The sequence below is a fragment of the Paracoccus alkanivorans genome (assembly GCF_003697785.1).
Taxonomy (GTDB): domain Bacteria; phylum Pseudomonadota; class Alphaproteobacteria; order Rhodobacterales; family Rhodobacteraceae; genus Paracoccus; species Paracoccus alkanivorans.
In genome coordinates, this window is record NZ_QOKZ01000010.1 from 125,583 (window position 1) to 151,950 (window position 26,368).

General features: G+C 61.8%; 25 protein-coding genes and 1 pseudogene. 18 read left to right on the forward strand and 8 right to left on the reverse strand.

Annotation, left to right across the window (positions count from 1 at the left end; all coding sequences use genetic code 11):
- The first annotated feature begins 175 nt into the window (after nucleotides 1-175).
- From C9E81_RS19650 to glyA, 6 genes are read left to right on the forward strand one after another with little or no spacing between them, the layout of a single operon-like run.
- A complete protein-coding gene (locus C9E81_RS19650; RefSeq protein WP_122114062.1) occupies nucleotides 176-1,423 on the forward strand; it encodes a pyridoxal-phosphate-dependent aminotransferase family protein in 1,248 nt (415 codons plus the stop codon).
- Between the two features lie 23 nt (nucleotides 1,424-1,446).
- The gene (locus C9E81_RS19655) at nucleotides 1,447-2,646 is read left to right on the forward strand and encodes a malate--CoA ligase subunit beta (RefSeq protein WP_122114063.1); all 1,200 of its coding nucleotides are present in this window, start codon (nucleotides 1,447-1,449) and stop codon (nucleotides 2,644-2,646) included.
- On the forward strand, nucleotides 2,643-3,524 hold the full coding sequence (gene sucD / locus C9E81_RS19660) for a succinate--CoA ligase subunit alpha (protein ID WP_122114064.1): 882 nt from the start codon (nucleotides 2,643-2,645) through the stop codon (nucleotides 3,522-3,524). The genes C9E81_RS19655 and sucD overlap by 4 nt, the downstream gene beginning before the upstream one ends.
- 9 nt (nucleotides 3,525-3,533) lie before the next feature.
- Nucleotides 3,534-4,505, forward strand: coding sequence for a 2-hydroxyacid dehydrogenase (locus C9E81_RS19665; protein ID WP_122114065.1), 972 nt, complete (start codon nucleotides 3,534-3,536; stop codon nucleotides 4,503-4,505).
- On the forward strand, nucleotides 4,505-7,171 hold the full coding sequence (locus tag C9E81_RS19670; RefSeq protein WP_122114066.1) for a phosphoenolpyruvate carboxylase: 2,667 nt from the start codon (nucleotides 4,505-4,507) through the stop codon (nucleotides 7,169-7,171). Before C9E81_RS19665 ends, C9E81_RS19670 begins: the two co-directional genes overlap by 1 nt.
- A 19-nt stretch (nucleotides 7,172-7,190) precedes the next feature.
- Nucleotides 7,191-8,486 carry a serine hydroxymethyltransferase gene (glyA, locus tag C9E81_RS19675; protein ID WP_122114067.1) on the forward strand — a complete coding sequence of 432 codons (1,296 nt, stop codon included), beginning with the start codon at nucleotides 7,191-7,193 and terminating at the stop codon, nucleotides 8,484-8,486.
- Here the strand turns inward: glyA and C9E81_RS19680 are convergent.
- From C9E81_RS19680 to C9E81_RS19705, 7 genes are read right to left on the reverse strand one after another with little or no spacing between them, the layout of a single operon-like run.
- Nucleotides 8,471-9,487, reverse strand: coding sequence for an NAD(P)H-dependent flavin oxidoreductase (locus tag C9E81_RS19680; RefSeq protein ID WP_122114068.1), 1,017 nt, complete (start codon nucleotides 9,485-9,487; stop codon nucleotides 8,471-8,473). The two genes, glyA and C9E81_RS19680, sit on opposite strands and share 16 nt — an antisense overlap.
- 18 nt (nucleotides 9,488-9,505) lie before the next feature.
- Nucleotides 9,506-9,787, reverse strand: a complete 282-nt coding sequence (locus C9E81_RS19685) for a hypothetical protein (RefSeq protein ID WP_122114069.1) — start codon at nucleotides 9,785-9,787, stop codon at nucleotides 9,506-9,508.
- Nucleotides 9,784-10,479, reverse strand: coding sequence for a hypothetical protein (locus C9E81_RS19690; RefSeq protein WP_147457637.1), 696 nt, complete (start codon nucleotides 10,477-10,479; stop codon nucleotides 9,784-9,786). Before C9E81_RS19690 ends, C9E81_RS19685 begins: the two co-directional genes overlap by 4 nt.
- A 58-nt stretch (nucleotides 10,480-10,537) precedes the next feature.
- Nucleotides 10,538-11,959 carry an APC family permease gene (locus C9E81_RS19695; RefSeq protein ID WP_122114071.1) on the reverse strand — a complete coding sequence of 474 codons (1,422 nt, stop codon included), beginning with the start codon at nucleotides 11,957-11,959 and terminating at the stop codon, nucleotides 10,538-10,540.
- A gap of 11 nt (nucleotides 11,960-11,970) precedes the next feature.
- Complete coding sequence (locus C9E81_RS23010; protein ID WP_166461981.1) at nucleotides 11,971-12,138, reverse strand: hypothetical protein; 168 nt, start codon at nucleotides 12,136-12,138, stop codon at nucleotides 11,971-11,973.
- 10 nt (nucleotides 12,139-12,148) lie between these two features.
- Nucleotides 12,149-12,529, reverse strand: a complete 381-nt coding sequence (locus C9E81_RS19700; protein WP_122114072.1) for a hypothetical protein — start codon at nucleotides 12,527-12,529, stop codon at nucleotides 12,149-12,151.
- Nucleotide 12,530: 1 nt separating this feature from the next.
- Nucleotides 12,531-12,824 carry a hypothetical protein gene (locus C9E81_RS19705; protein WP_243698731.1) on the reverse strand — a complete coding sequence of 98 codons (294 nt, stop codon included), beginning with the start codon at nucleotides 12,822-12,824 and terminating at the stop codon, nucleotides 12,531-12,533.
- A 312-nt stretch (nucleotides 12,825-13,136) separates the two neighbouring features.
- On the opposite strand from C9E81_RS19705, the gene C9E81_RS19710 reads away from it, so the two are divergent.
- The 5 genes from C9E81_RS19710 to glnT all read left to right on the forward strand — a co-directional run bounded on the left by C9E81_RS19710 (nucleotide 13,137) and on the right by glnT (nucleotide 18,220).
- Nucleotides 13,137-13,781, forward strand: coding sequence for a helix-turn-helix domain-containing protein (locus C9E81_RS19710; RefSeq protein WP_122114074.1), 645 nt, complete (start codon nucleotides 13,137-13,139; stop codon nucleotides 13,779-13,781).
- A 154-nt stretch (nucleotides 13,782-13,935) separates the two neighbouring features.
- Nucleotides 13,936-14,823 carry a class II glutamine amidotransferase gene (locus C9E81_RS19715; protein ID WP_122114075.1) on the forward strand — a complete coding sequence of 296 codons (888 nt, stop codon included), beginning with the start codon at nucleotides 13,936-13,938 and terminating at the stop codon, nucleotides 14,821-14,823.
- Between the two features lies 1 nt (nucleotide 14,824).
- Complete coding sequence (locus tag C9E81_RS19720; protein WP_122114076.1) at nucleotides 14,825-15,508, forward strand: GltB/FmdC/FwdC-like GXGXG domain-containing protein; 684 nt, start codon at nucleotides 14,825-14,827, stop codon at nucleotides 15,506-15,508.
- A gap of 12 nt (nucleotides 15,509-15,520) precedes the next feature.
- Complete coding sequence (locus C9E81_RS19725) at nucleotides 15,521-16,846, forward strand: FMN-binding glutamate synthase family protein (protein WP_122114077.1); 1,326 nt, start codon at nucleotides 15,521-15,523, stop codon at nucleotides 16,844-16,846.
- A 69-nt stretch (nucleotides 16,847-16,915) separates the two neighbouring features.
- Nucleotides 16,916-18,220 (forward strand): type III glutamate--ammonia ligase, encoded by a 1,305-nt coding sequence (gene glnT / locus C9E81_RS19730; protein ID WP_122114078.1) that lies wholly within the window; start codon nucleotides 16,916-16,918, stop codon nucleotides 18,218-18,220.
- A gap of 169 nt (nucleotides 18,221-18,389) precedes the next feature.
- Here glnT and C9E81_RS19735 read toward each other — a convergent pair whose 3' ends face one another.
- Entirely contained in the window at nucleotides 18,390-19,370 is a 981-nt protein-coding gene (locus C9E81_RS19735) for a GlxA family transcriptional regulator (RefSeq protein WP_122114079.1), read from the reverse strand.
- 125 nt (nucleotides 19,371-19,495) lie between these two features.
- Here C9E81_RS19735 and C9E81_RS19740 point away from each other — a divergent pair, with 125 nt between their 5' ends.
- The 7 genes and pseudogenes from C9E81_RS19740 to purU form a co-directional block, all read left to right on the forward strand.
- Nucleotides 19,496-20,746 (forward strand): sarcosine oxidase subunit beta family protein, encoded by a 1,251-nt coding sequence (locus C9E81_RS19740; protein ID WP_122114080.1) that lies wholly within the window; start codon nucleotides 19,496-19,498, stop codon nucleotides 20,744-20,746.
- Nucleotides 20,747-20,755: 9 nt separating this feature from the next.
- Entirely contained in the window at nucleotides 20,756-21,241 is a 486-nt protein-coding gene (locus C9E81_RS19745) for a pyridoxamine 5'-phosphate oxidase family protein (RefSeq protein WP_243698732.1), read from the forward strand.
- Nucleotides 21,235-21,525: a sarcosine oxidase subunit delta gene (locus tag C9E81_RS19750; RefSeq protein WP_122114082.1), complete on the forward strand. Its 291-nt coding sequence runs from the start codon at nucleotides 21,235-21,237 to the stop codon at nucleotides 21,523-21,525. Before C9E81_RS19745 ends, C9E81_RS19750 begins: the two co-directional genes overlap by 7 nt.
- Nucleotides 21,522-24,458, forward strand: a complete 2,937-nt coding sequence (locus C9E81_RS19755; RefSeq protein WP_122114083.1) for a sarcosine oxidase subunit alpha family protein — start codon at nucleotides 21,522-21,524, stop codon at nucleotides 24,456-24,458. The genes C9E81_RS19750 and C9E81_RS19755 overlap by 4 nt, the downstream gene beginning before the upstream one ends.
- Nucleotides 24,451-25,017, forward strand: coding sequence for a sarcosine oxidase subunit gamma (locus tag C9E81_RS19760; RefSeq protein WP_208021227.1), 567 nt, complete (start codon nucleotides 24,451-24,453; stop codon nucleotides 25,015-25,017). The genes C9E81_RS19755 and C9E81_RS19760 overlap by 8 nt, the downstream gene beginning before the upstream one ends.
- Complete coding sequence (folD, locus tag C9E81_RS19765; protein ID WP_122114084.1) at nucleotides 25,014-25,901, forward strand: bifunctional methylenetetrahydrofolate dehydrogenase/methenyltetrahydrofolate cyclohydrolase FolD; 888 nt, start codon at nucleotides 25,014-25,016, stop codon at nucleotides 25,899-25,901. The genes C9E81_RS19760 and folD overlap by 4 nt, the downstream gene beginning before the upstream one ends.
- 78 nt (nucleotides 25,902-25,979) lie before the next feature.
- Nucleotides 25,980-26,368, forward strand: a pseudogene (gene purU / locus C9E81_RS19770) (formyltetrahydrofolate deformylase); the annotation flags it as partial.

Sequence of the window (26,368 nt, forward strand, 5' to 3'; positions counted from 1 at the left end):
CCAAAAACCACCCATTTGAACAGGGTTGTTCGCGGTGTACATTCGTATTCTTGCCAATATGGGTAGGTAAAACCCCATCCATATAGATACCTGAAAGCAGCATTAAGTTACGTTGCGGAAATTGTCGATATGGCATCCCCTGATTTAAATAAATTTTATCTGGAGGAATAAGCCGATGGCCGACATCACGATCTTCCCGCAGCTGGAGATTCCCGAGACGATCGCAGCGGGCCCGGGTCCGGGCAACACCGATCCACGGGTTCTGCAGCGCTTTGCCAGCGCCGGTGTCGCGGATCATATGCAGGCGGATGTCCTGCGCGGCATGATCGAAGCCAAGCTCATGTTACGCGAGATCATGGGAACCAGCAATATTCATACCTTCGGCGTGGCTGGAACAGGATGGAGCGGCCTTGATGTCATGTTCAGCGCGGTGATGCCCGGTGACAAGGTGGTGGTGTTCACCAATGGCACATTTTCGGGAATTGATGGCCTGACCGTTCGCATGAAGGCCGCCACCGCCGAGGAACTGGCCGCCAATTCGCTGGACCCGAAACCGGCATCGGTGACGATCGTCGACGTGCCGCATGGCGAATCCGTCACCGGCGAGATCGTCGAGGCCGCCCTGGCAAAGCACAAGCCGAAATGGGCGGCGATGGCGCATTGGGAAACCGGGTCGGGCCGGATCAACGATCTGCGCGGTTTCTCTGACGCCTGTGAAAAGCACGGTGTGATGGGACTCATCGACGCGGTGTCGTCGCTCGGGGTGGAGGATTTCCGGATCGACGATTTCCCCGGCGTTCATGGCTGGGCCTCATGCCCGCAAAAGGGCATCTGCTGCCTGCCGCTGACATATGCTCCGGTGTCATTCACCGACCGCTATATCCAGACACTGCGCGCCAGCGGAACCCGCACCTTCGTGCATCACCCGATCATGGAGGCACGGCATTGGGGCATCATCGACGGCAAGGATGTCGAGAAAGGGACCTATCACCGGACTCACAGCGCCTATGCGGTTGCCGCCTTCCACGAGGCGCTGCGCATCCTGTTGCAGGATGGCGTTGCACAGAGAGCCAGGGACTACGCCTTCCACGAGGCGGCGCTGCGCGATGCTGTCACGGCAATGGGTTGCAAGGTGACGTCGAACATGACCTCGCTGGTGGTTCTCAACCTGCCAGACAAGCTGGCCGGTCGCGAGATGGAATTGGTGCAGTCCTGCCGTGCCACCGGTTTCGGCATCTGGCCCACGCTGTCCGAGCCGGTTCAGGTCCGCATCGGTATTCTGAACCTGCTGACTCAGGCTGCGATCACCGACATCGTCAGGCGGTTCGGAGCGGCGATGAACGAAATGGGCGCAGATATCGACATGGACGGGATCATCGCCCGGCTGGACCGCCATTTCGAAACCGCGATGGCCGCCCAGTAACAGCGCCCCAGGGAGGAGCAAAGATGGATATTCATGAATACCAGGCCAAGGAAATTCTCAGCAATTTCGGCGTAGCTGTCCCGCAGGGCGCACTGGCCTACAGTCCCGAGCAGGCCGCTTACCGTGCCCGCGAGATGGGCGGAAACCGTTGGGTGGTCAAGGCGCAGGTCCATGCGGGAGGCCGGGGCAAGGCCGGGGGCGTCAAGGTCTGTGACAGCGATGCCGAGATCCAGGCCGCAACCGAAGGCATGTTCGGGCAGAAGCTGATTACACATCAGACCGGTCCGGAGGGCAAGGGCATCTACCGGGTCTATGTCGAGGCGGCGGTGCCGATCGCGCGCGAAATCTATCTGGGTTTCGTCCTGGACCGCGCCAGCCAGCGGGTGATGATCGTCGCCAGCGGCGAGGGCGGGATGGAGATCGAGGATATCTCGGCCGAACGTCCCGACAGTATCGTCCGCGCCACGGTGGAACCCGCCGTCGGCTTGCAGGAGTTCCAATGCCGCGAGATCGCCTTTGCCCTGGGGATCGAGGCGGGCATGGTTCAGCAGATGGTGCGCACGCTGCGCGGTTGCTATCGCGCGTTCCGCGAACTTGACGCCACCATGGTCGAGGTCAATCCGCTGGTGATCACCGGCGATGACCGTATTCTTGCCCTCGACGCCAAGATGACCTTTGACGACAATGCCCTGTTCCGGCATCCGCAGATCTCGGAACTGCGCGACAAGTCGCAAGAGGACCCGCGCGAATCCCGCGCCGCCGACCGTGGCCTGTCCTATGTCGGGCTGGACGGCAATATCGGCTGCATCGTCAATGGCGCCGGCTTGGCGATGGCGACGATGGACACGATCAAGCTGGCTGGCGGCGAGCCGGCGAATTTCCTGGATATCGGAGGCGGTGCGACGCCCGAGCGGGTCGCCAAGGCGTTCCGGCTGGTCATGTCGGACAAGAATGTGCAGGCGATCCTTGTCAATATCTTCGCCGGGATCAACCGCTGTGACTGGGTCGCCGAGGGTGTCGTGCAGGCGCTGCGCGAGAACCCGGTGGATGTGCCCGTGATCGTCCGTCTGGCAGGCACCAATGTCGAGGAGGGGCAGAAGATCCTCGCGCAAAGCGGGCTGCCCCTGATCCGCGCAACCACACTCAACGAAGCCGCCGAGCGGGCCGTTGCCGCCTGGCAGAGCGACATGAAGAACAATCCCAACCTGAGGGCTGTCCAATGAGCATTTTTCTGGATCGCGATACCAAGATCATCGTTCAGGGCATCACCGGCAAGATGGCCCGGTTCCATGCGCGCGAGATGATTGAATACGGCTCGAACTTGGTGGGCGGCGTCGTGCCGGGCAAGGGCGGCGAGACCGTCGAGGGCGTGCCGGTGTTCAACACGGTCAAGGAGGCTGTCGCCGAGACCGGGGCCGAGGCCACGCTGGTCTTCGTGCCGCCTCCTGCTGCCGCCGACGGGATCATGGAAGCTGCCGACGCCGGTATCCGCTACTGCGTCTGCATCACCGACGGCATTCCCGCGCAGGACATGATCCGCGTCAAGCGCTACATGTACCGCTATCCCAAGGAGCGGCGCATGGTTCTGACCGGTCCGAACTGCGCTGGAACGATCAGCCCCGGAAAGGCGCTGTTGGGAATCATGCCCGGCCATATCTATCTGCAGGGCAATGTTGGCATCATCGGCCGGTCGGGGACTCTGGGCTACGAGGCCGCGGCGCAGTTGAAGGAACGCGGCATCGGCGTGTCCACCAGCGTCGGCATCGGCGGCGATCCGATCAACGGGTCTTCCTTCAAGGATATCCTGCAACATTTCGAGGATGACGACGAGACGCATCTGATCTGCATGATCGGGGAAATCGGCGGCCCGCAAGAGGCCGAGGCAGCCGAATATATCCGCGATCACGTCAGCAAGCCGGTGGTCGCCTATGTCGCGGGCCTGACCGCGCCCAAGGGCCGGACCATGGGCCACGCGGGTGCGATCATCTCGGCCTTTGGCGAAAGCGCCAGCGAGAAGGTCGAGATCCTGAGTGCCGCGGGCGTCACCGTCGCCGAGAACCCGGCCGTGATCGGCGAGACCATCGCCAGAGTCATGCAATAGGAGGGGCGGATGGCAAAACCCAAGGTTCTAGTCACCCGGCGCTGGCCCGCGGCCGTAGAAGCGCAGCTATCGGACCTGTTCGACACGGATCTCAACATGGCGGACAGGCCCCTGACACCGGAAGATTTCAGGGAGGCATTGCAGAACTATGATGCCGTCCTGCCCACGGTGACGGACAAGATCGGTGCTCCGGCGCTGGAACTGACCAGGCCGCAAACCCGGATCCTCGCCAATTACGGGGTTGGATACAGCCATATCGATCTGGCTGAGGTCGGGCGGCATGGTATGGTCGTGACCAACACGCCGGATGTATTGAGCGAATGCACCGCGGATCTGGCGATGACCCTTTTGCTGATGGCGGCCCGCCGCGCCGGGGAGGGCGAGCGTGAACTGCGCGCGGGCAACTGGACGGGCTGGCGGCCAACGCATCTGGTCGGCACCAAGGTGTCGGGCAAGACCCTGGGTATCATCGGCTATGGTCGGATCGGGCAACAGATGGCAAAGCGGGCACATCACGGCTTTGGCATGAAAATCATCGCCTATAACCGCAGCAAGATTGCCCCCGAAATCCTTGCGCAATGCGATGCCACGCAGGTGGACAGCATTGACGAGCTGATGCCGCTTTGCGATTTCGTCTCGCTGCATTGTCCGGGCGGGGCGGAGAACCGGCACCTGATCAATGCCGACCGCCTGAACCTGATGCGATCCGACGCATTCCTGATCAACACCGCCCGCGGGGAAGTCATCGACGAGATGGCCCTGTCGCAAGCGCTATGGTTCGAGACCATCGGCGGCGCTGCGCTGGACGTGTTCGACGGAGAGCCGAACATCAGCCCGGCGCTGCAGAACTGCGACAACCTGGTGATGTTGCCGCATCTGGGCAGTGCCACCCGCGAGGCGCGCGAGGCTATGGGTTTTCGGGTGCTCGACAATCTGCGCGACTTCTTCGAAGGCCGCGAACCGCGTGACAGGGTAAACTGATGCAAGGGGACGCCTCTTATATCGATACGGGACGACCGGACGAGGCGGATCAATCCTACGCGGGAGGGCTGCGCAAGGAGTTGCGCCGGCTTTGGCGGAATGTCATTGGCCGGCGCGCGCCGGCCATCCTGCCCCTGTTATCCGGCGATTGCGGGGATTTGCCCGAGGACGCGGATCTCACGGCATATCTTCAGGGGCTGAACATCTGGTTCCAGCTTCTGAAGATCGTCGAAGAGAATGCAGCCATGCGCGCGCGGCGCATGATCGAAACGCGCGAGGGTCCGGCAGCGGTCGAGGGCAGCTTTGCCAAGGTTCTACAGGGCTGCTCTGGCATGTCGCCGGAGGCTTTCAAGAAGGTTGCCGACGGGCTTTCCGTCGGCCCCACGCTGACCGCGCATCCGACCGAGGCCAAGCGGGTGACGGTTCTGGAGATCCATCGGCGCATCTACCGGAGATTGGTGGCACTCGAGACGCAGCGTTGGACTCCTCGGGAACGGGCAGAGCTTCTGTCCGCTATCGAAAACGAGATCGACCTGCTGTGGCTGACCGGCGAGCTTCGCTTGAAGCGGCCTTCGCCGATCGACGAGATCGACTGGGGGCTGCAGTTCTTTCGGGATGGTCTGTTCGATGCGGTGCCAAACCTGAACCGTCAGTTCAACGATGCGGTAGAGGATCGCTTTGGTCATGCCGGAAATTTCAGGCCCTGTCTGCAATTCCATTCCTGGATTGGCGGCGATCGCGATGGCAATCCCAATGTCACCATAGAGACCACCCGGGCGGCGTTGGCGCGCAACAGGGCGGCGATTCTCGACAAATACCTGGCTGCGCTTGGCGTGGCGGCACAGCATCTGAGCATCAGCAGTTCGATCTCACGCCTGCCGAATGATGCCGAGGCGCAACTGGCCAAGGTGATCGGCAATGCACCACCGGGAGAGCAGGACCGGTATCGCAATCCGGGCGAGCTGTTCCGTCAGGCCATGAGCGCCATGCAGCGGCGCATCAGGGCCATGTCCGAGGATGATGGTCCCGTCTATCATCATGTGGGCGAGTTCATCGCAGAGCTTCGTTTGGTCGAGGCGGCTCTGGCAGCAATTGATGCCGATGGCCTGGCCGCCCGTCTGGTTCGACCGATCCGCTGGCTGGCCGACGTCTTTGGGTTTCGGACTGTCACGCTGGATATCAGGCAGAACTCATCGGTCACGACGCAGGTGCTGGCTGAAATCTGGGGATTGGGCGGAGCCGCTCCCAACTATGGCTCGGCTGAATGGTCCAGGCATCTGCGTGCCGAGCTGGTGCAGGCCGGGTTGTCGTGGATCGACCGCGACCGGCTGAGCGATCAGGCCCGGGAATTGCTCGGCCTGCTCGAACTGATGCACAAGACGCGCTTTAGCGCGGATCCGCAGGCAATGGGACCGTTTATCCTGTCGATGACCCGATCTTGCGACGATCTGCTGGGGGTGTTCCTGCTGGCCCGTTATGCCGGTTTCGGCGCCGAGCGGCTGGACCTGCAGGTGGTGCCCCTGTTCGAGACCATAGATGACCTGCGGGCCGCCCCGCAGATACTTGACGAATTGTTGCGCGTGCCTCTGGCCCGGCGCAGCCTGGCCGCCGGAAGCAGCCGGATCGAGATTATGCTGGGCTATTCCGACAGCAACAAGGATGGCGGCTTCCTCTGCTCGACCTGGGAGCTGGAAAAGGCGCAACGCAGCATTACCCGCATCTTGGCGGTGCATGATCTTGTCCCCGTCTTCTTTCATGGCCGCGGTGGTTCAGTCAGCCGTGGCGGTGCCCCGACGGAGCGTGCCATTGCCGCGCAACCCCGAGGCACGATAAACGGCCAACTTCGCACGACTGAGCAGGGCGAGGTCGTATCCTCGAAATTCGCCAATCGCGGCACGGCGCAGCACCAACTGGAATTGCTGGCTTCGTCTGTGCTTGCGCATTCGCTGAACTCGCAGCCGGAACCCGCGCGTCCCGAATTTAACGATACGCTTGAGGCGCTGTCAGGCATGTCGCAGACTGCCTATAGCACTTTGCTGCACGCACCCGGTTTCATCGATTATTTCCAGCAGGCCAGCCCGGTCGAAGAGCTGGCAATGCTCAAGATGGGATCGCGCCCGGCCCGGCGATTCGGGGCGCAAAGCCTGGATGATTTGCGGGCGATCCCATGGGTTTTTGCCTGGTCGCAGAACCGCCATCTGATTACCGGCTGGTATGGTTTCGGCTCGGCCGTGAACTCGTTCCGCCGATTTCGAAAGGACGAGGGCGATGAGTTGTTGCGCCGGATGTTCCGCAAATCCCGGCTGTTTCGCCTGATCGTCGACGAGGTCGAGAAATCTTTGTTCCAGGCGGATATGCGAATTGCCGAGAAATATGCGGCGCTGGTTTCGAACCAGGTGACCCGTAGCGAGATCTTCGGACGGATCCAGCGGGAATACGAGCAAAGCTGCGCTGAGATCTCATTCCTGAACGACGGTGCGGAAATCGGTGCGCGCTTTCGCAACATGTCCGCCCGTTTCGGTCGGGTCCGGGATGACCTGGACCGGGTTCACGATCTTCAGATCAAGTTGTTGCGCGGTATTCGCGGCGGTTCGGAAAGCGGCATGTCAGTGCCGCTGATGCAGTCGATGAACAGCATTTCGGCGGCGCTTGGCTGGACCGGATAAATATAACAGGAGGAATGACATGAACGACCAGCAAATGATTTCCGGCTTTTTCACCGATGATCTCGCCACAAGAGATCCGCAGATTTTCGATGCGGTCGAGAAAGAGCTGGGCCGCCAGCGCGACGAGATCGAACTGATCGCATCCGAGAATATCGTCAGCCGCGCGGTGATGCAGGCGCAAGGCACTGTGCTGACCAACAAATATGCCGAAGGCTACCCGGGCCGGCGCTATTATGGTGGCTGCCAGTTCGTGGACATTGCCGAGAACCTCGCCATCGACCGTGCAAAGGAATTGTTCGGCTGCGATTTTGCCAATGTTCAGCCGAATTCGGGCAGTCAGGCCAATCAGGGGGTCTTTCTGGCACTCTGCAAACCCGGTGACACGATCATGGGGATGAGCCTTGATGCGGGGGGGCACCTGACCCACGGAGCCGCTCCGAACCAGTCGGGGAAATGGTTCAACGCGGTGCAATATGGTGTGCGCAAGCAGGACAACATGATCGATTACGATCAGGTCGAGGCGCTGGCGAAAGAGCATGGGCCAAAGCTGATCATCGCGGGTGGCAGCGCCATCCCGCGGCAGATCGATTTCGCCCGCATGCGGCAGATCGCCGACATGGTCGGAGCTTATCTACATGTGGACATGGCGCATTTCGCCGGTCTTGTGGCAGCAGGCGAGCATCCCAGCCCCTTCCCACATGCCCATGTCGCCACCACCACCACGCACAAGACCTTGCGCGGCCCGCGTGGCGGCATGATCCTGACCAATGACGAAGGGATCGCGAAAAAGGTGAACTCGGCGATCTTCCCCGGCCTTCAGGGTGGACCGCTGATGCATGTGATCGCCGCCAAGGCGGTGGCATTCGGCGAGGCGCTGCAGCCCGGCTTCAAGACCTATATCCGCCAGGTCATCACCAATGCCCAGGCCCTGAGCGATCAGTTGATCAAGGGTGGGCTGGACACGGTGACGCATGGCACCGACACGCATGTAGTGCTTGTGGATCTGCGTCCCAAGCGCGTGACCGGCAAGGCGACCGAGGCGGCGTTGGGGCGGGCCCATATCACCTGCAACAAGAACGGCGTGCCCTTCGATCCGGAAAAGCCCACCGTAACAAGTGGTATCCGCCTTGGTAGCCCGGCCGGCACGACCCGGGGCTTCGGAGAGACCGAGTTCCGCCAGATCGCCGACTGGATCATCGAGGTGGTGGACGGTCTGATGGCCAATGGCGAAGAGGGCAATGGCGAGGTTGAGGCCAAGGTCAAGGCCAGGGTGGCGGCCCTTTGCGAGCGCTTTCCCGTCTATCCGGGGCTCTGACCTTCTTGTGCCAGGATTTGCCGCGCCGTCTCGGCCATGTCGCGAAGGCGTGATCCGGCGGGCATGATATCGTTTATCGCGCCCGTTCCCTGGCCGGCAAAGAGTGCCATGGCTTCGAGATCACCGGTCGTCGTGCGCAAGGGTGAGTCTGTGCTGAAGCGCAAGCGGGGCTGGGTGTCGTCCCATGCGATGGTTTCGCGGGGCAGGGTGGCGGGGTCATGGCCGAAGTAACGGCCTTGCAGCGCCTTGGTTACGCTGTTGCCGATCACCCGCACGGCGGCCCCCTTGGGCCAGTTCAGCACGAAAGCATCGGTCAGAACCGTATCGGTGCCGTCTGCCGCCGTCACCCGGGTTTTGTGATAGTCATGGGCAAAGGATTCATCGGTGGCCAGAAAGGCGGTGCCGCATTGCACCCCGTCCAGCCCGGCACGGAGCGCGGCCGCAAGGTCCGTGCCTGTCGATATGCCGCCTGCGACCGCGACGGGTAGTTTGCTGGTGCGGCGGATGGATTGGGCCAGTTCAAATCCGGCACTCCGGCCATGGACATGGCCCCCGGCTTCGATACCCTGTGCGATAAGCACATCTACACCGGCATTCTCTGCCTGTGACGCGGCCTCGATCGTGCCGACCTGATGCAGCACGAGGCATCCGGCCTGTTTCACACGAGCGATGACATCGGGCATGACATCCCAGAAAAAGGCAAAGGCGCCTGTCCCCAGATCGAGGCAGCACTCGATCTGTGTGTCCAGCAAATCGGGATCGGTCGCGGCCGGGATCAGATTGACCGCAAAGGGGCGGTCGGTGGCTGCGCGAAGAGCCGTGACCTCCGAAGCGATCAGCGCCGGGTCTTCGCGGACCATGCCGAGCGTAGGATAGCCCCCGGCTTCGGCAACCGCTGCGGCGAGCTCCCATCGCGCGACCCCACCCATCCCCGCTAGCAGGATCGGAACGTCGCAGCCGAGCAGATCGCAAAGCGGTGTATGGAGTGGATCGTCCGTCATGTCATGAACTCCGGAGGCTCAACCGTTTCTGTGCTGCCAGACCACGTGGCGGATACGGGCATGGCGATAGGCATCGAATATCGCCATCGCATAGACAAAGATTCCCCCGGCGAATTTTCCCAAAAGCGAAACATCCGGCGCGGCGGTCTTGAGCGTATAACCTCCCAACAGGAACATGAAGAACAGAAACAGCAATCCGCGGAAAGGCTGCCTGTTCAGCACCTGCCCGACGCCGGGCAGGATGATGGCCGCCGCAAGGACCAGGTAGGGATTCAGGGGGCGGGCGGAAACGGGTTTCATGCGGCATCCCGTGCGTTGTCCGGGTAATGGCGCTCGATTTCGGATTTGATCATCAGCAGACGATCCAGCAATGGCTCGATCCGTTCCGGTGAAAGCGGTATCCGGCCCATTTCGGCATCACGGAAAAGCAGGTAGCGTGTCCGGTCAGCCTCTTCGGCAAGGAAGACGATCCGCAGGCCCTTTGGCGAGATCAGCAATTCCTTGATCCGGGGATCATCGAATAATGGCAGATGCGCATGGAGGAGATGCTCGGGAAGCAGATGCCGAAGCTCGTCCGTCCGGATGGCGCAATCCTCGGGGAAGCCGTCGGGAATGGCGACCTGTTCAGGCAGGCGATGAAACCCCGAGAAGGGTTCGATCCCGGTCGGCCGGATCATCAGGTTGAAACTTGCCCGCAGCGGCAAGGGGCAGGGCAGCGATACCAGCGCCCATAATGCTGGCAGCTTGCGGAAGGTCAGCGTGTCGGGGACCGCCTGCAGATCGCATATGTGGCCCTTGTAGAGACCGGAGAGGCGCGGAAAGCCTGTTGTGCTTTTGCCTAGCCGGACTCCGGTCAGCAAGGACCGGCAACGATCGAAATAGGCAAGTCGCGACGGGCGTCGCGTATCTGCCGCGCGGATGAGCCGATAAGCCAGCATGGCGACGCCCGCACCCGCAGCGATCAGCAAAATTGTTAATCCGTAGTCTTGCATGGCCGTGACCCTTGATCGGAACCGGCCGCCGGTCGAAAGACAGGCGGCCGGACGGGTTTCAGTAACCCTGCGGCTTTGGCCAGGGCATGGTGAATTGCGCCGCTCGTCTTACGAAGCGGTAACGCCAGAAATGGAACCACAGGGACACGACGATATAGAAGGCGATCATCGCGACCAGTTGGGTTCCGTAGCCCAGGAACACCGCGAAGAAGGTGATCCCGCACAGGCACAGCAGGGTGATTGCCGGAAGCGGGTGGAACGGATGCTCATATCCACGCTTGATGGTCTCCAGCGGCCATTTGCGGCGGAACAGGATCACGTTCAGCGGCATGAAGGTATATTCCAGCAGCCCCGACAGGATCGAGAAGGTGATCACCTGGTCCAGCGGTGCGCCAAGCGCGAAAATCAGTGCGATGGGCACAAGGAAGATGATCGCGCGATAGGGTGTCCGGTAGACCGGGTGCACCGCTCCGAACCACGAGGGCAGGTAGTGGTCGCGGCCCATCGCGAACCATGCGCGCGAGGCATCGTTGATGCAGCCATTGGCCGAGGCCAGCGTGGCGAACAACGTCCCGATACCCAGCAGCACCGTCAGGGCGGTCGAACCCGACATCCTTGCCGCGTCGAACAACGGCACTCCGGACTGGCCAAGATACTCCCATGGCATCAGCCCGACACTGACATACCATGTCAGTGTCGCCGCGATCAGTAGCGTCATGATTCCCGCAAGTGTCCCGAAGGGCAGTGACCGTGCGGGGGAACGGACCTCTTCGGCGGCCTGGCATGTGCCCTCGATTCCGAGATAATACCACAGCCCGAAATGCATTGCCGCCAGGACACCCAGCCAGCCATAGGGCAGGTCGGTCATCAGTTCGGCATGCCTCAGTGGGCTGTCGCCAAAGACGGGCGATGTGGCCAGGAACAGGATCAGGATCGACGAGAAGGCGAAGGCGGTGATCACCAGGCTGAATGTCAGCGTGGCAAGCACGCCGCGATAATTCAGCCACGCCAGGAACATGATCGCCAGAACGATGAATGGCTGCGGATCAAGCCCTTCATGGCCGGTCATGCCCGCCACCGTTTCGACCAGAAAGCCGACGGTGATCGCGTTGGCGGCCTCCAGCATGGTATAGGCGAAAACCAGGTAAAGGCCGACATTGAAGGCCATCAGCGGCCCGACGATATGTTTCGCCTGCGTGTATTGCCCGCCCGCGGCGGCGACGGTCGAGGTGACCTCACTATCGATCATCGCGACGCAGCTATACAGGATGCCCGCGAACCAGCAAGCGATCAGGGCCGCATAAGCTCCGCCCTTGCCGACCGCGAAGTTCCATCCCATGTATTCGCCGACAAGCACGATTCCGACGCCGAGCGCCCAGATATGCGCCGGTCCCAGAACCCTGAGCAGTCCCCCGTTTTGCGCAGCCGCTCTTTCGGCCTCGCCGGCAATACCGGGAGTATTGGTGGCTGTATCCGACATATGCGTGTTCCTTATAGCTCGTGCTGTTCGGTCATCGCTTCGAGTTGCCCCTCACGCGAGGAGGTCAGCTCTTCCTCGCTGTAGCGGCTGTCGGTCCGAAGCCAGTCGATTATGATATAGGCGCCAAGCACGGCGGCGAGTGCCCATGCGACATATTCGGCGAGATTCCAGATAAGCATTGTCGTCTCCCTATTCCTTGCCGAATTTTTCGGCGATGACGTCGCGATATTCCTTTTCCGACAGTTTCAGCATCATGGCGTAGTAACCGACCACCGTGATGATCACGGCGACCAGCGCGAAGATGCTGAAGGAATAGTCGAATCTGGCGGTGATCAGCGGCGCCGCGGCTTCGGCGTCGGCAAAGCCCAGCTTGCCCCATTGCTCGACCATCGCGGCGTTCTGGTTAAGGCTTTCCCATGTGGGGGCGTCGACAGTCTGATGCACCTGCGCGCTGCCTGCCAGCCCCAGCCAGAGAGGGACGTAAAGCGCACCCACGGTAAGCACCAGAAGCACCAGAACATCGAAGATCTGTCCCAGCTTGCTTTGTGGCGGAGGTGTATATCGCTCCATCTCACACCCCCCTCTGCTTGGCGCGGGCAGCATCGAGAAACTTGATATCCAGCCCGTACATGAAATCCCGGTCCTCGCGATAATGGCGCAGCATCGCCAGGATCGCCGCGGTGTTGAACAGCAGCACGACGGAGCCTCCGATCAATAGCACGATGCGCGCGGTGCTGCTGGGGGCCAGTGACCAGGTGGCGATGGCGACGAAAATGATTGCGAACCATAATCCGACGACGAAGGCCCATGCCACGATGATGTCGCGGCGATGCATGGCCGTTATCCGTCTGGTGAGATCAGACATAGCGTTCCTCCCTATGTTGTTTCTCCACGGAAGACCGCCGAATGGGCGACCCCTGTCGTTCCGCGGAATTCTTGTCCCGGAGCAGGGTTTCGATTCTGCACATAAAACACCGGTGCGACGCTTCGGATCAAGAAAAAAATTTACAAAGGAGAAAAAATACTTCCTGAACGGCAACTTTAGCGGGCGGCGGATATTGGCTTAAACCCGATCATCGCTTTCTAAATGCCGGGGAACATTTCTATATGGAGGTGGCATTTGGCTATTTTATGCCGATCTGGCATTTAGAGAACCGATAACCTGCAGGAAAATATCATGACCAAGATTGCGCCTCCCGAGATCAAGCTCACTCAGGATCCCCATGCCCTGCGTGAAAGCCGTGAGAAAAATCTCGAGGTGGCCATCGGCCGTCAGGTCCGTGAATTGCGCAAGCGTCAGCGCATGACTGGCTCTGAACTGGCCAATCAGGCCGGTTTGTCCGTCGGGATGCTGTCGAAGATAGAGAACGGGGTGATTTCGCCGTCGCTGACGACCTTGCAGACACTTGCCAATGCCTTGCGGGTGCCGCTGGTGCAGCTTTTCTCGGGCTATGAGGAACCGCGCGGCGCTATGCATGTGAAGTCTGGCACAGCCGTCGAGGTGGAGAGGGCGGGAACCCGGTCAGGACATCAATATCATCTGCTGGGACATATCGGATCAAACAATTCCGGCGTGGTGGTGGAGCCCTATCTGATCGTTCTAAGCACGGAAAGTGATCGCTTCCCCACGTTTCAGCATGAAGGGATCGAGTTGATCTACATGCTGGAAGGGCATCTGGGATACAGGCATGGCGACCGGATCTATGATCTGGAACCCGGCGACAGCCTGCTGTTCGATGCCGATGCGCCGCACGGCCCCGAAGATATGCGGCAATTGCCGATTCGCTATCTCTCGATCATCAGCTATCCGCAGGCCAGGTGAGCAATGGGAAGGGTCGTCGGCCCGATCGTTGCAGGCTGTCAGGTGCAGGAAAAATGGGCGAAAAGACCTAATTGCAAAAAATATCTTGTCAGGCAATAAATTTTCCTATTAGTTAATCTTCGAGAGCTTCAAGCCAAGCTGAACGGAGGTGACTATGTGTGGCATTGTTGGCCTGTTCCTGAAGAAGGACGATTTGCGCCCACGTCTTGGGGACCTTCTGACCGATATGCTGATCACCATGACCGACCGTGGTCCGGACAGTGCCGGAATCGCGATTTATGGTGACGATGCCGGTGGTCAGAAGATGACCATTCAATCGGCAACGCCGGACGAGGATTTCAACGGGTTGGAAGAAACCCTGACGGAGCTTTTGCGTGCTCCGGTCCGGATGCGGGTGATCGACACCCATGCGGTCCTGACCCTGCCCGAGGGCAGCGAGGCCGAGGTGCGGGCCTTCATGGCCGAGAAGGGCATCCGGGTCATGGGCGTCGGCAACTCGATGGAAGTGTTCAAGGAGGTCGGCCTGCCCAGGGATGTCGCCGCCCGGTTCGGTGTTCGCCAGATGGCGGGCAGCCACGGTATCGGTCATACCCGGATGGCGACGGAAAGCGCTGTTACCACGCTCGGCGCACATCCTTTCTCAACCGATTCGGACCAGTGCCTCGTGCATAACGGCTCTTTGTCGAACCACAACCGGATGCGCCGGGTCCTGGCCCGCAAGGGCTTTGCGCCGCAAAGCGAGAACGACACAGAAGTCGCTGCCTGCTACATCTCTTCGCGACTGGCGGAAGGCGCCAATCTCGGCGAGGCACTGGAGGGCACGCTACAGGATTTGGACGGTTTCTTCACCTTTGTCGTTGGCACCAAGAACGGTTTTGGCGTGGTGCGCGACCCGATTGCCTGCAAGCCTGCGGTGATGGCCGAGACTGACGATTACGTCGCCTTCGGCTCCGAATACCGCGCCTTTGCGAATCTGCCCGGGATCGAGAACGCCCGTGTCTGGGAACCCGAACCCGCCACCGTTTACTTCTGGGAGCGCTGAGATGCAGACCATTGACATGGCCTCGACCGAATTGCGCCAACTGAACTCGACCTTGCAAGCGCAGTCGAAAGAAATCGTGGAATCCGATTGGGTCATCGAGAACACGCGCGGCGCACATGCCCTGGCCGTCGGGCTGGATGCACCGATCAACGTGACCATCAAGGGCTCGACCGGCTATTACTGCGCCGGAATGAACAAGCAGGCCAATGTGCATGTGACCGGTTCGGTCGGCCCGGGTGTGGCCGAGAACATGATCTCGGGTTCCGTAACCGTCGAGGGCGACGCCAGCCAATATGCCGGCGCGACCGGGCATGGCGGTTTGCTGAACATCAAGGGCAACGCCAGCTCGCGCTGCGGTATCTCGATGAAAGGGATCGATATCGTCGTGCATGGCAATATCGGCCATATGTCGGCTTTCATGGCGCAATCGGGCAATCTGGTCGTTCTGGGCAATGCCGGGGACGCTTTGGGCGACAGCCTCTACGAGGCGCGCCTGTTCGTGCGCGGCGAGGTCAAATCGCTTGGCGCCGACTGCATCGAAAAGGAAATGCGCCCTGAGCACATGGAATTCCTGGCCGATATTCTGAAGCGTGCCGGAGCCGACGCGAGGCCGGCGGAGTTCCGCCGTTACGGCTCGGCCCGAAAGCTTTACAATTTCAACGTCGATCACGCAGACGAATACTGAGGAGAGAAGGCGATGGACAAGACACCGCAAACCCTGCCGCGGCAGAGCTGGACCTTCTCGAACGAGATCAATTCGGAAATCCGCCGCGCCGCCGCCACCGGCATCTACGACATCCGCGGAGGCGGAGCGAAGCGCCGCGTGCCGCATTTCGACGACCTGCTGTTCCTGGGCGCGTCGATCAGCCGTTATCCCCTGGAGGGCTATCGCGAGAAATGCGATACCTCGGTAACTCTTGGCACCCGCTTTGCCAAGAAACCCATCGAACTCAAGATCCCGATCACCATTGCCGGGATGTCCTTTGGCGCGCTGTCCGCGAATGCCAAGGAGGCATTGGGGCGCGGGGCAACGGCTGCCGGAACCTCGACCACGACCGGCGACGGCGGCATGACCGACGAAGAGCGCGGCCATTCCGAAAAGCTGGTCTATCAGTATCTGCCTTCGCGCTATGGCATGAATCCCGACGATCTTCGCCGCGCTGATGCCATCGAGGTCGTGGTCGGGCAGGGCGCCAAGCCCGGCGGCGGCGGAATGCTTCTGGGCCAGAAGATCACCGATCGCGTTGCCAGGATGCGCAACCTGCCCAAGGGCATCGATCAGCGTTCGGCCTGTCGTCATCCGGACTGGACCGGCCCTGACGATCTGGAGATCAAGATCCTCGAGATCCGCGAGATCACGAACTGGGAAAAGCCGATCTATATCAAGATCGGTGGTGCACGGCCGTATTACGATACCGCTCTTGCGGTGAAGGCCGGAGCCGATGTGGTCGTGCTGGACGGAATGCAGGGCGGCACGGCGGCGACACAGGACGTGTTCATCGAGCATGTCGGCCAGCCAACGCTTGCCTGCATTCGTCCGGCTGTGAAGGCACTGCAGGATCTGGGTATGCATCGCGAGGTGCAGCTTGTCGTTTCGGGCGGGATCCGCAGCGGTGCCGATGTCGCCAAGGCGCTGGCGCTTGGCGCTGATGCGGTGGCCATCGGCACGGCGGCGTTGATCGCGCTGGGCGACAACGATCCGCGTTGGGAGGAAGAATACCAGAAGCTGGGCTCCACCACCGGCGCCTATGACGACTGGCACGAAGGACGCGATCCGGCGGGGATCACCACCCAGGATCCGGAATTGATGCAGCGGCTGGATCCGGTTATGGCCGGGCGCCGCCTCCGCAATTATCTGAGCGTCATGACATTGGAGTGCCAGACGCTCGCCCGTGCCTGCGGCAAGAGCCATGTCCACAACCTCGAGCCCGAGGATCTTTGCGCGCTGACCATCGAGGCTGCGGCCATGGCCGGAGTGCCGCTGGCGGGGAGCAGCTGGATTCCCGGCCAATCCGGGTTCTGATCGTCACTTAGAAGGGCGGGGCCTGAACCCCGCCCCGGGACTCACATATTCGCAACAGGGGAACCGTTAATGACAAGTCTTGCCGCCTTCGCCCGTGAAAACGGGATCAAGTATTTCATGATTTCCTATACCGACCTCTTCGGCAGCCAGCGAACCAAGCTGGTGCCGACGGCCGCAATTTCGGACATGCAGGAGGATGGCGCGGGGTTCGCGGGTTTCGCGACCTGGCTGGATCTGACGCCGGCGCATCCTGACATGCTGGCCATGCCGGACGCCTCTTCGGTAATCCAGTTGCCGTGGAAGAAAGAGGTGGCCTGGGTTCCGTCGAACTGCGTGATGGAGGACAAGGGGCTGGCCCAGGCTCCGCGTAACGTGCTGGGACGGCTGGTCGAGGAGGCCGCCGAGATGGGGCTGACCGTCAAGACCGGGATCGAGGCGGAGTTCCACCTGCTGAACCCCGAGGGTACCGAAGTAGCCGATCCTGCCGACACGGCGACGAAACCCTGCTATGACCAGCTCGCCATCCTGCGCCGCTACGACATGATCGCCGAGATCTGCGATTACATGCTGGAGATGGGCTGGGAGCCTTACCAGAATGACCATGAGGACGCGAACGGCCAGTTCGAGATGAACTGGAAATACGACGAGGCGATGGCAACCGCCGACAAGCACAGCTTCTTCAAGTTCATGGTCCGGGCGATCGCGGAAAAGCACGGGTTGCGCGCGACCTTCATGCCCAAACCGATCATGGGCCTGACCGGCAATGGCTGCCATGCTCATATCTCGGTCTGGGACAGCAAGACCGGCGAGAATGCCTTTGCCGATGACAGCAAGGAACTGGGCCTGTCGGATCGCGGGCGGTATTTCCTAGGCGGGATCATGAAACACGCCGAGGCGCTGGCGCTGATCACCAACCCGACGGTGAACAGCTACAAGCGGATCAACGCGCCACGCACCACCTCGGGGGCGACATGGGCGCCCAACAGCGTGACATGGACCGGCAACAACCGCACCCACATGGTTCGTGTTCCAGGCCCGGGCCGGTTCGAGCTGCGCCTGCCGGACGGTGCGGCGAATCCCTACCTGCTGCAGGCGGTCATCATCGCCGCCGGACTGTCGGGGCTGAAATCCGAGGCCGATCCCGGCCCGCGCCACGATATCGATATGTATGCCGAGGGCTACAAGGTCAAAGATGCGCCGAAGCTGCCGCTGAACCTGCTGGACGCGATCCGCAACTACGACGCGGATGAAGAGCTGAAGGTCGCGATGGGCGAGGATTTCTCTGCCGCCTATATCAAGCTGAAAACCAAGGAATGGAACAGCTATTGCTCGCATCTGTCGGATTGGGAGCGCGACAACACCCTAGATATCTGAACGGCGATCAGGCTGCTCTCCTCTTGGCCTGGCTCGTCCCTCCTGCCCGCCGATCCCCCCTGTGGTCGGCGGGTTTGGCTTTTTCCGCTTGCTTGGTGAATGGGGACTCTGCCCCCTTGTCGCTTGCGCTCCTCACCCCCGGGATATTTGCGTGAAGAAGAAGGGGCGTTCAACTCGTTCGCCGGCGGAAGCGGCCACGCCGGGCCGAGGGTGTATCGCCGAACCGGGCCCGGAACGCGCGCGAAAAATGACTGCGGGATGCAAAGCCCGTGGCCAGCGCGATTTCGGTCAATGGCAGGCTGGATTGGGTCAGCAGTTCATCAGCCTTGTCCAGCCGCAGGCGGCGGTAGAACTGCATGACGCTTTGGCCGATATGCGTCTGTGTCAACCGCTCCAACTGCCGGGGGCCGATGCCGCATAGATGCCCCAGATCCTCCAGTCGCAGGGGATCGGCCAGATGACTGGTCATCAGCTCGATCATCGCCACGAGCGCGGGGTGGTGCAGGTCGTATTTGCGTGCCGGATCGAGCTGTTGCGGGGCCTCGGCCTCGCGGATGCCGGTATGAATGAACCAGTCGCTGACCGACCGAGCCAGGGCAGAGCCGTGATCCGCCGCGATCAGCGCATGCATCATGTCCAGCGGCGCCATACCCCCCGCGCAGGTAAAACGGTCGCGGTCGATGACGAAGAGACGCCGCTCGATCAGCGCGTCGGGATAGGTTTCGCGCATCGCATCGATATGCTGCCAGTGTATGGTAAAGCGGCGTGCAGTCATCACCCCCGCCGCCGCGAGGATCGCCGCTCCGCCCGAGATGCCGCCGAGTGAAATTCCATGCCGTGCCAGCCGCCGCAGAAAGGCAAGCACCCGCTCGTCCCGCTGTGCCAGAGGGTCGCCGCCGGCGACGACGAAAAGGATATCGAAGCCCTCTTCGGCACCGGTGATCGGGACGGTGTGGAACGCTCCCGCGCCCGAGCTTTGCATCCAGCCGCCACGGAGCGAAAGAAACCGCAGATCATACAGCATTTGCCCGCTGAGCAGATTCGCGGCCCGTAGCGGCTCGATGGCCGAAGCGGTGGACATCAGCGCGTAATCCGGCAACAGCAGGAAGCCATAGCGCGCCGGGGGGCGGGAATCGGTGAGGACTGGCATGACATCCTTCGGGGCTATTCGGAAAGACTGCCACGAATGACCCGTTTGGGCAATATAATGTCCATTTCAGTCACATTCCTTGCCGCGTGCTGTGCCAGATTGGTCCGGAACAAGGAGTCCATGCGATGCATTTTTCCGGCTTTCGCGTCATCAAGGAAGCCCTGACCGGGCACAAGGGATGGAAACCGCTCTGGCGCAATCCCGATCCGCAACCATCCTATGATTATGTCATTGTCGGCGGCGGCGGGCATGGGCTGGCGACGGCCTATTACCTGGCCCGGACCTTTGGACAGGCGCGTATCGCGGTGCTGGAAAAGGGTTGGCTCGGGCAGGGGAATATCGGGCGGAACACGACGATTATCCGTTCGAACTACCTGCTGCCGGGGAACGAGCCTTTTTATGAATTCTCGATGAAGCTGTGGGAAGGGCTGGAGCAGGAGTTCAACTTCAACGCCATGATCAGCCAGCGCGGCGTGTTGAACCTGTACCATACGGATGCGCAGCGGGATGCCTTCCGCCGCCGGGGCAATGCGATGCTGCTGGCAGGTGCGGATGCGGAATTGCTGGATGCGGCCGGGGTCCGGGCGATGGCGCCTTTCCTGAATTTCGACAATGCCCGCTTCCCGATCAAGGGCGGCCTGCTGCAACGCCGGGGCGGCACGGCACGGCATGACGGGGTGGCCTGGGGTTATGCCCGGGGCGCCGATATGCGTGGGGTAGATCTGATCCAGAATTGCGAAGTAACCGGTTTCCGGATCGAGGAAGGGCGCATTCTGGGTGTCGAGACCACTCGCGGTTATATTGGTGCCAGGAAGGTCGGAGTGGCCGTGGCCGGATCCACGGGGCGCGTCATGCAGATGGCGGGGATGCGCCTGCCGATTGAAAGCCATGTACTGCAGGCTTTCGTGACCGAGGGGCTGAAGCCGGTCATTCCAGGCGTGATCACATTCGGCGCGGGACATTTCTATGTCAGCCAGTCGGACAAGGGCGGGCTGGTCTTTGGTGGTGATATCGACGGTTACAATTCCTATGCCCAACGCGGCAATCTGCCGGTGATCGAGGACGTGGCCGAGGGTGGCATGGCGCTGATGCCGATGATCGGCAGAGCGCGTTTGCTGCGGTCATGGGGCGGGATCATGGATATGTCCATGGACGGCTCTCCGATCATCGACCGCACCCATGTCGAGGGGCTCTATCTGAACGCGGGCTGGTGCTATGGCGGCTTCAAGGCGACGCCTGCCAGCGGTTATGCCTTCGCCCATCTGCTGGCCAGGGATGCTCCGCACGAGACCGCCCGCGGTTATCGCCTGGACCGTTTCGCGCGCGGTCACGTTATCGACGAAAAAGGCGTGGGCGCTGCGCCGAACCTGCATTGAGTGGATGAAATGATCACGAGTTCTGCACATCGGATGATTGAAGATTGGCGGCTTGGATTCGTTGCTACGGCTGACGCCTATGGGGCGCCCAACCTTTCCCCGAAAGGTACCTTCGTCGTGCATGACAGCAAGACAATCGGCTTTGCGGAGATCCGTTCTCCTGATACATTGAAGAATATCGCTCTGTGCCCGCAGGTCGAGATCAGTTTTGTCGATATTCTGACCCGCCGCGCAGTGCTGATAGGCGGAACCGCCCGGAGCGTGGCGCGGGACAGCGATGAGTTTGCCAGACTATTCCCGACATATGAAGAACTTTGGCCCGATCTGGCCAGCAGTTTTGGCAGCATTGTTCTGGTCGATGTAACCGCCTGCCGTCCTACCTGCTCTCCCGCCTACGATAATGGGGCGACAGCGAGCGATCTGCGTCGAAACTGGATGCAGCGGGTACAGGATATCAATAGCCGCCATGAGCAATCGGAGGTCACGCCATGCTGATTCCCCATCCTCTACTTGGCCTTCGCGACGCACAGGAATTCACCTATCTGGGCGATGCAAGGCTGATCGAGCGCCCCGACGGCATGGCCGAGGGCGCCGAGGCGGCATTCGCCGATTACGTCTATCTGCGCGACAACCCGGCGGGCGTGCATCGCGAGCTGTGGTTTCACGAACAGGGCGACCGGTCCTGGCTGGTCGTGACGCGCGATACCGTCACGCATGAGATCATCGGCGCGGAACTTGCCCGCGATGTCGCCATGCGCGGGAAGGGAGGTGCGACATGACCCGGCTTTCAGGCGGATTGATCGATCGTTCGCGTAGCCTGTCCTTTACCTTCGACGGGCGGAGGTTCACCGGCTATTCGGGCGATACGCTAGCTTCGGCCCTGCTCGCCAATGACGTGCGGCTGATGGGGCGCAGCTTCAAGTATCACCGCCCGAGGGGACTGATCGCGGCGGGGTCCGAGGAACCCAATGCACTGGTCGAATTGCGCAGTGGCGCGCGGCAAGAGCCGAATACCCGCGCCACCGTGGCCGAGCTGTATGACGGCCTGACCGCCCGGAGCCAGAACCGCATCGGCTCGCTGAACTTTGATCTGCTGGCGATGAACGATCTGCTGTCGCCCTTCTTCGCGGCGGGGTTCTATTACAAGACCTTCATGTGGCCTCGGGCCTTCTGGGAAAAACTGTATGAGCCCGCCATCCGCCGGGCGGCGGGGCTGGGCAGCCTGTCCATGCAGGCCGATCCGGATGCCTATGACAAGGGCTTCCTGCATTGCGATCTGCTGGTGATTGGCGGTGGTGCGGCGGGGCTGACGGCGGCGCTGACGGCGGCGCGTTCCGGTGCGCGGGTAATCCTTGCCGACGAGGATTTCCGCCTCGGAGGCCGGTTGCTGGCGGAGACGCATCTGTTGGACGATGCGCCCGCCACCGAATGGGTGGCCGGGGTTGAAGAGGAACTGGCCAGCCTGCCCAACCTGCGCATCATGCGCCGCACCACCGTCTTCGGGGCTTTCGATCACGGCATCTATGGCGCGGTCGAGCGGGTCGCGGATCACCTGCCCGAGCCGGGCGGCAAGCCGCGTCAGACATTGTGGCGGATCACGGCGAAACGTGCGGTTCTGGCGGCAGGCGCCATCGAACGGCATATCCCCTTCGCCAATAACGACCGCCCGGGCATCATGCTGGCGGGCGCCATGCGCGCCTTTGCCAATCGTTGGGCGGTCTGCCCCGCCGATCGCGTGGCCATCTTCACCAATAACGACGACGGTCATCGTACTGCCCTCGACCTTGCCGCCAAGGGGGTCGAGGTCACGGGGGTCATCGATAGCCGCGTGGATGCAACGGCGATGGGTGATTACCCGATCTTTGCGGGCGGCCTGGTCAGCAATGCCAAGGGCCGCCTCGGCCTGACAAGGATAGAGGTCAGGCAAAACGGGCGTAGCCGGTGGATCGAATGCAGCGCGCTCGGGATTTCGGGGGGGTGGAACCCGAACCTGCATCTGGCCTCGCATCATCGCGGCCGTCCGGTCTGGGACGAGGCTTTGCAAAGCTTTGTTCCGGCCGGGGACGGACCGCCGGGCCTGATCGTTGCCGGGGCCGCTGATGGTCAGGGCAGCACAGCCGCCGCCTTGCGCTCGGGCGCGGAAGCCGCCGGCCGAGCGCTTGCCGAACTGGACCTCAAGGCCGCGATGCCCGAATTGCCGCAGGCCGAGGATGCGGTATCGAAGCCGCAAGCGCTCTGGCATGTGCCCGGCAAGGGGCGGGCCTGGGTGGATTTCCAGAACGATGTCACGGTCAAGGACATCAAGCTGGCCCATCAGGAAAACATGCGCCCGGTTGAGCATCTGAAACGCTGGACCACGCTTGGCATGGCGACCGATCAGGGCAAGACGGCGAATGTCACCGCGCTCGCGATCATGTCGGAACTGACCGGTAAATCGATCCCCGAAACCGGCACCACGATTTTCCGCCCGCCCTATACCGGCGTATCGCTGTCGGTTCTGGGCGGCGGCAACACGGCCGAGCATTTCCGCCCCCGCCGCCTGACACCGACCCATCACTGGGCCGAGGCGCAGGGCGCGGTATTCGTCGAGGTCGGGCCATGGATGCGGGCGCAGTATTTTCCCCGCCCCGGCGAGGCGCATTGGCGCGAAACGGTCGATCGCGAGGTCCTGGCCACCCGCAAAGGGGTCGGCATCTGCGATGTGACCACGCTTGGCAAGGTCGATGTGCAGGGCGCGGATGCCGGGGAGTTCCTGAACCGGCTTTACTGCAACGGCATGAAGACGCTGAAGGTCGGGATGGTCCGTTATGGCCTGATGCTGCGCGAGGATGGTATCGCTTGGGATGACGGCACCTGCGCGCGTCTGGCCGAGGATCACTATGTTGTCACCACTACAACGGCACAGGCCGGACCCGTCTATCGTCAGATGGAGTTCGCACGGCAGTGTCTGTGGCCCGAGATGGATGTGCAGCTGATCTCGACCACCGATGCCTGGGCGCAGATCGCGGTCGCCGGTCCGAATGCACGGCGGCTGCTGGAGCGGATCGTGGACGAGGGGTTCGATATCTCGAACGAGGCGTTCCCTTTCATGGCCTGCACCAGCCTGACCATCTGCGGCGGGCTCAGGGCTCGATTGTTCCGGATCTCGTTTTCGGGCGAATTGGCCTATGAGGTCGCGGTGCCCGCGCGATTTGGCCATGCGCTGATGCAGCGGCTGGTAGAGACGGGTGAGGATCTTGGCGCGACCCCCTACGGAACCGAGGCGCTCGGCGTCATGCGGATTGAAAAGGGTCATGCCGCCGGCAACGAGCTGAACGGCCAGACCAGTCCGCAGATGCTGGGTATGGGCCGGATGGTCTCGACCAAGAAGGACAGCATCGGTGCCGTGATGTCCCGGCGCGAAGGACTGGCCGCCGACACGAGGCGACTGGTCGGGCTGCAGCCGGTCGATGCCGCTCGGCCGGTGCTGGCCGGGATGCATCTGTTCACCGACGGGGCGGCGCAAAGCACCGCGACCGATCAGGGCTGGATCAGTTCCGCCTGCTACTCCCCGCATGTCGGCTGCCATATCGGGCTGGGTTTCCTGGCCAACGGCTCCGAGCGTATGGGCGAGGTGATTACCGGCGCCAACCCGCTGGATGGTCAGCAGGTGGCGCTGCGCGTCGTCTCGGCCCATTTTGTCGATCCTGATGGAGGACGCCTGCGTGACTGACCTGACACCGATCACCGCCTTGGGTGGCTCTGCCCCCGCAGCTCATCAATTTGGTCCGTTGCGGATTTCCGAGAATCCCGATGTGGCGCTTGTCTCATTGGCGCTGCGTCGCGGAGCAACTCAGCCTGCACCAATGGGGCTGGAATTGCCGGGTCCGGGACAATGGGTTGCCGGAAACGGCGTGGCCGCGTTCTGGACCGGCCCCGGTCAATGGATGATCGAGGCAGAGGGCCGCGCCACAGAGGATTTCGCCGCCGCATTGGCTGTCGAGGCGTCCGGCTGCTCGATCACCGAGCAGACCGATGCCTGGACCGTGTTCGAAATTGTTTCGGGCAATGGCGGTGCCCCGATCCGGGCATTGATGGAAAAGCTGGTCAACCTGGATGCGGGCGCGTTCGGCCCCGGCAGCGCCACCCGAACCGGGCTGCACCACATGAGCGCCTATGTGATCCGCCGCGCCGATGACCGGTTGGCGATCATCGGAATGCGCAGCATGGCCGTGGCGCTGTGGCATGCGCTCGACGAGACTGCGGAACGCTTGAAGGGAGAATTGCAATGAGCGGAGCGCTGATCGACGGCAAGGCGTTTTCGGCCGATGTGCGGGCGCGCGTCGCCGATCATGTCGTCAAGCTGAAAGAACAGGGGATCACTCCGGGGCTGGCCGTTGTGCTGGTGGGCGAAGATCCGGCCAGCGAGGTCTATGTCCGCAACAAGGGCATCCAGACTCGCGAGGCGGGAATGAACTCCTATGAGCACAAGCTGCCTGCCGACACCACGCAGGACGCGCTTATGGCGCTGGTCGCGCAGCTCAATGCCGATCCGGCCGTGCATGGCATCCTCGTGCAACTGCCGTTGCCGGATCATCTGGATTCCGAGGCGGTGCTGAATGCCATCGAACCCGCCAAGGATGTCGATGGCTTTCATATCCTGAATGTCGGGTTGCTGGCGACCGGGCAGAAATCCATGGTCGCCTGCACGCCGCTTGGTTGCCTGATGATGCTGCGCGACCGCTTGGGCGACTTGTCGGGGCTGAACGCGGTGATCGTGGGGCGCAGCAATATCGTCGGCAAACCGATGGCGCAGCTCTTGCTGCGCGACAGCTGCACCGTCACCATCGCCCATAGCAGGACTCGTGATCTGGGCGAGGTCTGCCGCCGCGCGGATATTCTTGTCGCTGCCGTGGGGCGGCCGCGGATAATCCCCGGTGACTGGATCAAGCCCGGCGCCACGGTGATCGATGTCGGCATCAACCGGATCGAAGAGGATGGCAAGACCCGGCTAGTCGGGGATGTCGATTTCGACAGTGCGCGCGAAGTCGCCGGTGCGATCACCCCGGTGCCCGGCGGCGTCGGCCCGATGACCATTGCCTGCCTGCTGGCCAATACGCTGACCGCCTGCTGCCGTGCGGTGGGCCTGCCCGAACCCGATGGACTGACCGCCTGAGGCGGCAAGCCCGGACAAAGACACCAAAACAAATCGCGGGGCTGCCGACAGCCTCCCCGTTTACGACAGGAGTTGCAAATGACCAAATTCTGCCTGACCGTTGCCTGCGAATCCACTCGGGGTATCGTCGCCGCCATTTCCGGTTATCTCGCCGAGCAGGGCTGCAACATCACCGCCAGTTCGCAATATGACGACCCGGAGACCGGCAAGTTTTTCATGCGCGTCAGCTTTGCCTCGGAAAAGGGCGTCACGCTGGACAAGCTGAGCAAGGGTTTCGCCGAGACCGCCAAGACATCGGGCATGACCTATCAGTTTCACGACGAGGGGCTGAAGATGAAGGTGATCGTGATGGTCTCGCGTTTCGGGCATTGCCTGAACGACCTGCTGTATCGCTGGCGGATCGGGGCGCTGCCGATCGATATCGTGGCGGTGATCTCGAACCACATGGATTACCAGAAGGTGGTGGT

What these genes read in the sequence shown, in the direction of transcription:
- C9E81_RS19650 (WP_122114062.1), top strand. Translation starts at nt 176, where the DNA reads ATGGCCGACATCACGATCTTCCCGCAGCTGGAGATTCCCGAGACGATC.
- C9E81_RS19655 (WP_122114063.1), top strand. Translation starts at nt 1,447, where the DNA reads ATGGATATTCATGAATACCAGGCCAAGGAAATTCTCAGCAATTTCGGC.
- sucD (WP_122114064.1), top strand. Translation starts at nt 2,643, where the DNA reads ATGAGCATTTTTCTGGATCGCGATACCAAGATCATCGTTCAGGGCATC.
- C9E81_RS19665 (WP_122114065.1), top strand. Translation starts at nt 3,534, where the DNA reads ATGGCAAAACCCAAGGTTCTAGTCACCCGGCGCTGGCCCGCGGCCGTA.
- C9E81_RS19670 (WP_122114066.1), top strand. Translation starts at nt 4,505, where the DNA reads ATGCAAGGGGACGCCTCTTATATCGATACGGGACGACCGGACGAGGCG.
- glyA (WP_122114067.1), top strand. Translation starts at nt 7,191, where the DNA reads ATGAACGACCAGCAAATGATTTCCGGCTTTTTCACCGATGATCTCGCC.
- C9E81_RS19680 (WP_122114068.1), bottom strand. Translation starts at nt 9,487, where the DNA reads ATGACGGACGATCCACTCCATACACCGCTTTGCGATCTGCTCGGCTGC.
- C9E81_RS19685 (WP_122114069.1), bottom strand. Translation starts at nt 9,787, where the DNA reads ATGAAACCCGTTTCCGCCCGCCCCCTGAATCCCTACCTGGTCCTTGCG.
- C9E81_RS19690 (WP_147457637.1), bottom strand. Translation starts at nt 10,479, where the DNA reads ATGCAAGACTACGGATTAACAATTTTGCTGATCGCTGCGGGTGCGGGC.
- C9E81_RS19695 (WP_122114071.1), bottom strand. Translation starts at nt 11,959, where the DNA reads ATGTCGGATACAGCCACCAATACTCCCGGTATTGCCGGCGAGGCCGAA.
- C9E81_RS23010 (WP_166461981.1), bottom strand. Translation starts at nt 12,138, where the DNA reads ATGCTTATCTGGAATCTCGCCGAATATGTCGCATGGGCACTCGCCGCC.
- C9E81_RS19700 (WP_122114072.1), bottom strand. Translation starts at nt 12,529, where the DNA reads ATGGAGCGATATACACCTCCGCCACAAAGCAAGCTGGGACAGATCTTC.
- C9E81_RS19705 (WP_243698731.1), bottom strand. Translation starts at nt 12,824, where the DNA reads ATGTCTGATCTCACCAGACGGATAACGGCCATGCATCGCCGCGACATC.
- C9E81_RS19710 (WP_122114074.1), top strand. Translation starts at nt 13,137, where the DNA reads ATGACCAAGATTGCGCCTCCCGAGATCAAGCTCACTCAGGATCCCCAT.
- C9E81_RS19715 (WP_122114075.1), top strand. Translation starts at nt 13,936, where the DNA reads ATGTGTGGCATTGTTGGCCTGTTCCTGAAGAAGGACGATTTGCGCCCA.
- C9E81_RS19720 (WP_122114076.1), top strand. Translation starts at nt 14,825, where the DNA reads ATGCAGACCATTGACATGGCCTCGACCGAATTGCGCCAACTGAACTCG.
- C9E81_RS19725 (WP_122114077.1), top strand. Translation starts at nt 15,521, where the DNA reads ATGGACAAGACACCGCAAACCCTGCCGCGGCAGAGCTGGACCTTCTCG.
- glnT (WP_122114078.1), top strand. Translation starts at nt 16,916, where the DNA reads ATGACAAGTCTTGCCGCCTTCGCCCGTGAAAACGGGATCAAGTATTTC.
- C9E81_RS19735 (WP_122114079.1), bottom strand. Translation starts at nt 19,370, where the DNA reads ATGCCAGTCCTCACCGATTCCCGCCCCCCGGCGCGCTATGGCTTCCTG.
- C9E81_RS19740 (WP_122114080.1), top strand. Translation starts at nt 19,496, where the DNA reads ATGCATTTTTCCGGCTTTCGCGTCATCAAGGAAGCCCTGACCGGGCAC.
- C9E81_RS19745 (WP_243698732.1), top strand. Translation starts at nt 20,756, where the DNA reads ATGATCACGAGTTCTGCACATCGGATGATTGAAGATTGGCGGCTTGGA.
- C9E81_RS19750 (WP_122114082.1), top strand. Translation starts at nt 21,235, where the DNA reads ATGCTGATTCCCCATCCTCTACTTGGCCTTCGCGACGCACAGGAATTC.
- C9E81_RS19755 (WP_122114083.1), top strand. Translation starts at nt 21,522, where the DNA reads ATGACCCGGCTTTCAGGCGGATTGATCGATCGTTCGCGTAGCCTGTCC.
- folD (WP_122114084.1), top strand. Translation starts at nt 25,014, where the DNA reads ATGAGCGGAGCGCTGATCGACGGCAAGGCGTTTTCGGCCGATGTGCGG.